The organism is Methylobacterium sp. D48H, assembly GCF_053345715.1.
The window spans coordinates 1-249 of the sequence record NZ_JBKFAP010000251.1; the positions used below are offsets into that span (position 1 = coordinate 1).

At 70.7% G+C, this 249-nt stretch carries 1 protein-coding gene; it reads left to right on the forward strand.

The window, feature by feature from the left end:
- Nucleotides 1–249 (forward strand): IS3 family transposase (locus tag ACLBX8_RS32365; RefSeq protein WP_447716488.1); only part of this gene is annotated, 249 nt, incomplete at both ends.

Consider the following 249-nt stretch of genomic DNA (forward strand, 5'->3'; position numbering starts at 1 on the left):
CGAGCATGTCATGGACGTCCTGGACGTCTCCGAGCGCCGCGCTTGCAGTGCGCTCGGGCAGCATCGCTCGACCCAGCGCAAGGTGCCGCGGGGCAGAGACGACGAGGCGGCGCTGACCGCCGATCTTGTGGAGCTGGCGCGCCGGTACGGGCGCTACGGCTACCGGAAGATCGGCGCGCTGCTGAAGGCGGCCGGCTGGTTGGTCAACGACAAGCGGGTCGAGCGGATCTGGCGGCGCGAGGGGCTGAA